The following is a 5188-nucleotide window of genomic DNA, read 5'->3' as shown; positions in this document are numbered from 1 at the left end:
GAGTGCCCCGCTGGCGCGGCGGATCGCCGGGTTCGTCGGCGACCTGCCGCCCCGCTGAGCCGTACCGGCCGGTCGACTCACTCGTCCTGGTCCACCGATCAGCCGGCCAGACCGGCAACCGGGGTCGGGTCCAGCACCACGGTCGCCGAAGCGGACTGCGGGGGTACGCCCGGGTCGGTCGGGGCGTCGGTGTACTCCGCGACGAACACCGCGGTCAGGTTGTCCGCGCCGCTGTGCCCACCGTCGAGGAAGGTGGGGATGCTTCCGGAGCAACCCGTCGAGGTGGACAGCGGGTGCCCGTGCTCATCGTGCCCGAGCACGTAGGTGACCTTCACCCGGGAGCAGTCCACCGGCAGGTCGTCGGTGACCTTCACCTCGTACGCGACGGTCTGCCCGAACTGGAACGGCTGCCCGGCCTCCGGGGCGACGAACTCGATGACCGGCGCGGTCGGCCCGACCACCAGCGGCAGGGACGCCGAGGCGGACCGTCCGGTGCGGTCGGTGACCTTCAACGTCGGCGTGTACGAGCCGTTCTCCGGGAACGTCCAGCTCGCGTTCGGAGCGGTGCTGTCCACCGAGCCGTCCGCGTTGAAGTCCCACGCGTAGCTGAGCTTGTCACCGTCCGGGTCGGTCGTGCCGGCGCTGGAGAACGCGACGGTCAGCGGGGCCTGCCCGACGGTCGGGGTGCCACTGATCTTCGGGATCGGCGTCCGGTTACCCCGCACGAAGTCGATCCGGGACAGCTGCGCGTCCGGGTTCTCAGCGAAGTAACCGTCGCCGTACTCCAGGACGTAGAGCGCGCCGTCCGGGCCGAACTCCATGTCCATCGGGTTGTCCACCACCAGCGACGGTGCCACCGGGCGGATGTCGGCGACGTCGCCGTCCTCGTCGAGGCGGAACTCCTTGATGTAGTCACGGGTCCACTCGTAGAACAGCGGCACCCCGTCGTAGTAGGCGGGCCAGCGGGTACGCGACGTGCTGGTCCCGTCGTACTCGTAGGCCGGGCCGCCCATCGGTGCGATGCCGCCGGTGCCCAACTGCGGGAACTCGGCCGAGGGTGCGGCCGCGTACCAGACCTCCGGCTGCTCGACCGGCGGCAGTACGCGCTTGCCGGTGTTGTGCGGTGAGTCGTTGACCGGGCGCTTGCAGTTGAACTTGGCGCCGGACTCACCGGTGGCGAAGTCGTAGTCGCGGTAGGCGATCGTCGGCGTCACGCAGTACGGCCAGCCGTAGTTCGCCGGCTTGTCGACGCGCATCCACCGACCGTGCCCGGCCGGCCCGCGCTCCGGGTCCGGGTTGGACGCGTCCGGGGAGTAGTCGCCCACGTACACGTCGTCGGTCCGCTTGTCGACGGCGAACCGGAACGCGTTGCGCAGCCCCATCGCGTAGATCTCGGGGCGGGTCTGCGCCGTGCCGGGCTTGAACAGGTTGCCGGCCGGCACCGTGTAGCCGCCACCGGCCTTGACCTTGATCCGCAGCAGCTTGCCGCGCAGGTCGTTGGTGTTGGCCGCGGTGCGCTGGGCGTCGTACGCCGGGTTGCGGTCGGCCCGCTCGTCGATCGGGATGTAGCCGTCGGAGGCGAACGGGTTGGTGTCGTCACCCGTCGACAGGTACAGGTTGCCCTTGCTGTCGAAGTCGATCTGACCGCCGACGTGGCAGCAGATGCCCCGGTCGGTGGGCACGTCGATGATCTGCTGCTCGCTGGCGAGGTTCAGCTTCTGCCCGTCCAGCTTGAACCGGGACAGCCGCAGCGCGCCCTTGAAGCGCTGCCAGTCCGCCTCGGTGCCGGTCTCCGGCGCGTCGCCCTCGTTGACGCCGGGAGTCGCCGGGTCGTCCACCGGCGTGTCCATCGGCGGTGAGTAGTAGAGGTACACCCACTTGTTCTGGGCGAAGTTCGGGTCGATGGCGACGCCCTGCAACCCCTCCTCGTCGTGCTCGTACACCGGAATGTCGGCGGCGATGGTGTTCAGCCCGGTGCGCGGGTCGTGGATGCGGACCTCACCGGTACGGGAGGTGTGCAGCACCCGCAGGTCGGGCAGGACGGCGAGGCTCATCGGCTCGCCCGGGAAGTCGTTCAGTGTCACTTTCTGGAAGCTGCTGTCCGGCGGCGCGGCTGGCGCCGCGGACGCTGCCGACGGTGGTACGGCCAGACCGGCCGTCACCAACAGCAGGGCGGACGCGAATGCGGTCCTGTTCATCAGGTGAGTCCCCCGGGGTGGTTTCAGTACCGAAGTGAAGCGAGGTAGTCGAAGCCGACGCGAGCGGTGTCCAGGGCGTCGGCGGGGGAGCGCGGCGCGGTGCCCGCGTCGTCGCGCTCCACGATGTACTCCTCGATGCCGGCTTCCCGCTCGTGGGCGAAGATGCGGCCGAAATCGATGAGGCCGTCGCCGAGGTCGGCGAAACCACCCTCGACGTCGAGGTCCTTGACGTGCACCTGGCGGATCCGGCCGCGGTTGGCACGGATCACGTCGACCGGGTCGTGGGCGCCCCGCCAGGTCCAGTAGAGGTCGAGCTCGAAGTGCACCAGCCGGGAATCGGTCTGCGAGCTGAGGATGTCGAACCCGGTCGAGCCGCCGGTCAGCGGCACGAACTCGAGCTGGTGGTTGTGGTAGCCGAAATCCAGCCCCGCGCGTTCGGCGAGCCGACCGGCGCGGTTCAGGTCCCGAGCCAGGGCCCGGTAGACGGCGGGGTCGCGGATCGGCTGACCGCTCGCGTCCCGACCGAAGTACGGGTGGACGATCTTCTTGCAGCCCACCACGTTGGCGTCGGCGAGAGCCTGCTCCCAGGTGGCGGCGTCGAACGGCTGCGGGATGCCGACGTGACCGGAGGTGGAACGCAGCCCGGCCTCGTCGAGCGCGGCCCGGAACTGTGCGGCGGTGCGTCCGACGAAACCGGCGTGCTCCACTCGCCGATAGCCGATCCGACGCAGCGCGTCCAGGGTGCCGGGCAGGTCGGCGGCGAGCTGGTCACGCAGCGTGTAGAGCTGAATGCTGATCCGGTCCACCGGCACCCGGCGGCGGCCCTGGGCCTGCCCGGTGGGTGCGGCGGGTGCGGCGACGGCCGGGCCGCCGAGCAGACCGGCGGCGCCGACAGCGGCTGCGGAGACGGTCGCGGCGCGCAGAACTCCCCGCCGGCTGACCGGCTCGGACACCGGTGTCGGCCCCGGTCGGTTGAGTTGTTGATCCATGGTGGTGGTCCCTTCCTGACGGCTGGTACGCCGTCGGCGGCGGTCGACCTGACTGCCGTCCGCCGGGCGCGCCGAACCGGCCGGAGGCGGGCTCCGGCTGGACGGTGAGGGACGGCGCGGGTGCGGCCCGGACCCATCGGGAGCGGAACGCGGCGACCCGGCAGAGGTGGCGGCAAGTTGATCGACGAATGGGCAACCCTCTATCTAGATCCAGACCTTACCCTTGCCTCCGGACGAAGGCAAAGCTTTGTCGCGTTCGCCGGAAGTTTCGCTTCAACTGACAAAAGTCCGCCCACGAGGTGCGCCACCGGGCCTGAGCTTCTACTTCCCGTGCCCACCGCGCCGCGCGTTCCACCTCTCGCCCGGCCGCCCGCCCCGCCCCGGCCGCCCGGCGCTTGATCCACTCGGGTTCCTGGAAGTCGCGGTGACAGGACGGCCGGGATGCCCCAAGTTCCTTGAAGCCGTGTCGATCATGCGCTGGGTCGACGGTGCCGCCGCCTCCGCTCGCCATTCGGACAGTCGACGTTGCGTCGCTCAAGCGGAGCAAAGCGCATGACACGGGTCGGTTGAACCCTTGTTCCTGCCAAGCGGAGCATTGTTGGAAAATGGGTCGATAAATGCGCGGCCAATTATTTCCGAATGCCGCGAATGGTCCCGTCAAGCGGGCAAGAATGTGGCGGAGGGAAGTCGAAAAACGGGGGGACTGAAACATGACGTCTAGGCGGCGATTGACGCTGTTGGCGGTAACCATCGCAGCGGCACCACTCGTCCTGGGTGCGTGCACCGCCGACCGGGGTTCGGCGACCGGCTCGGCCAAGAAGCACGCCGCGCCGGAACTCGCTCTGACGCCGGGGGACAAGGCCCGGGACGTCCCGGTCAGCGCCGAGGTGGGCACCGTGGTCAAGGGTGGACGGGTCACCGGCGTACGGCTCACCGACGACAAGGGCAAGCAGGTCAACGCCGAACCGCGCGAGGACGGCTCCGGCTGGGTGCCGAGCGCCCCGCTGCAACCACGACGGACCTACACCGCGGAGGTGACCGCGACCGGTGACTCCGGTGCCACCACCACCCGCACCACCACGTTCACGACGATGGCCAAGTCGACCAGGCCGCAGATCACCAGCACCCTCTATTTCAACGGCAATCGGACGTACGGCACGGCGATGCCGGTAACGGTGGCCTTCGACCCAGGAATTCCGAAAGAGGCCAGGGCGGATGTCCAGCGGCGGTTGTTCGTAAAGACGAATCCGCCGCAACCGGGTGCCTGGTCGTGGCTTGAGGATGGAAGTCAGGTCTATTACCGGGCCCCCGATTTCTGGAAGCCGGGGACCACCATCAGTGTCCGGGCCGGTCTGGAGGGTCTGCCGATCGGGAAGAATCTGGTCGGCGACGCCGAGCGGACCGCGACCTCCAAGATCGGACGGCAGGTCTCGCTGGAGATCGACAACGCCACCAAGCAGATGACCGTCCTGCGCGACGGCAAGCAGGTGCGCCGCATCCCGGTGAGCCTGGGTAAGCCGAGCACGCCGAGTTCCAGCGGCAAGATGGTGATCATGGAAAAGCACGAGCGGGTCACCTTCGACACCCGGGGTGAGCCGAACGGTGGTTACGTGGTCGACGTCGACGACGCCCAGCGCTACACCTGGGGCGGCGAGTTCATCCACTCCGCACCCTGGTCGGAGGGGGACCAGGGCAACACCAACGTCTCGCACGGTTGCGCGAACGTCTCCGCCACCGCGGCCGACTGGTTGATGGGGGTGACGCAGGTCGGTGACCTGGTCACCGTCAAGGGCACCGAGGTGGAGCTCCAGCCGGGCAACGGCTGGACCGCGTGGAACGTGAGCTGGGACGAGTTCGCCAAGGGCAGCGCCCTGCCGGTGCCGCCCGGGCTCAAGCCCGCGCCGGTCCGCGAGCACCGGGGCTCCGCATCAGCGGTCGGTCGATCACCGGACGCTCAGGCACCGGACCCGGGTGATCAGCGCGTCCGGCCCACCGGTGCCT

The 5188-nt window shown here is 69.4% G+C and carries 3 protein-coding genes; 1 reads left to right on the top strand and 2 read right to left on the bottom strand.

Translation table 11 applies throughout. The annotated features are described in order from the left end of the window. Positions 1–98: 98 nt before the first annotated feature. Together ABZ749_RS28855 and ABZ749_RS28850 are read right to left on the bottom strand one after the other, a co-directional pair. The gene (locus ABZ749_RS28855) at positions 99–2198 is read right to left on the bottom strand and encodes a PQQ-dependent sugar dehydrogenase (RefSeq protein ID WP_357233307.1); all 2100 of its coding nucleotides are present in this window, start codon (positions 2196–2198) and stop codon (positions 99–101) included. 23 nt (positions 2199–2221) lie between these two features. Next, positions 2222–3187, bottom strand: coding sequence for a sugar phosphate isomerase/epimerase (locus ABZ749_RS28850; RefSeq protein ID WP_357233305.1), 966 nt, complete (start codon positions 3185–3187; stop codon positions 2222–2224). Between the two features lie 710 nt (positions 3188–3897). On the opposite strand from ABZ749_RS28850, the gene ABZ749_RS28845 reads away from it, so the two are divergent. Further along, positions 3898–5188: Ig-like domain-containing protein (locus ABZ749_RS28845; RefSeq protein ID WP_357233303.1), on the top strand; the 1291-nt coding region annotated here is incomplete at its 3' end.

The organism is Micromonospora sp. NPDC047753, from assembly GCF_040642735.1.
Lineage (GTDB): Bacteria > Actinomycetota > Actinomycetes > Mycobacteriales > Micromonosporaceae > Micromonospora.
Note: the sequence above shows the minus strand (reverse complement) of the source record. Positions and strands in the feature narration are given on the sequence as shown.

Coding starts and splice junctions, on each gene's coding strand:
- ABZ749_RS28855 (WP_357233307.1), bottom strand. CDS start 2,198: ATGAACAGGACCGCATTCGCGTCCGCCCTGCTGTTGGTGACGGCCGGT.
- ABZ749_RS28850 (WP_357233305.1), bottom strand. CDS start 3,187: ATGGATCAACAACTCAACCGACCGGGGCCGACACCGGTGTCCGAGCCG.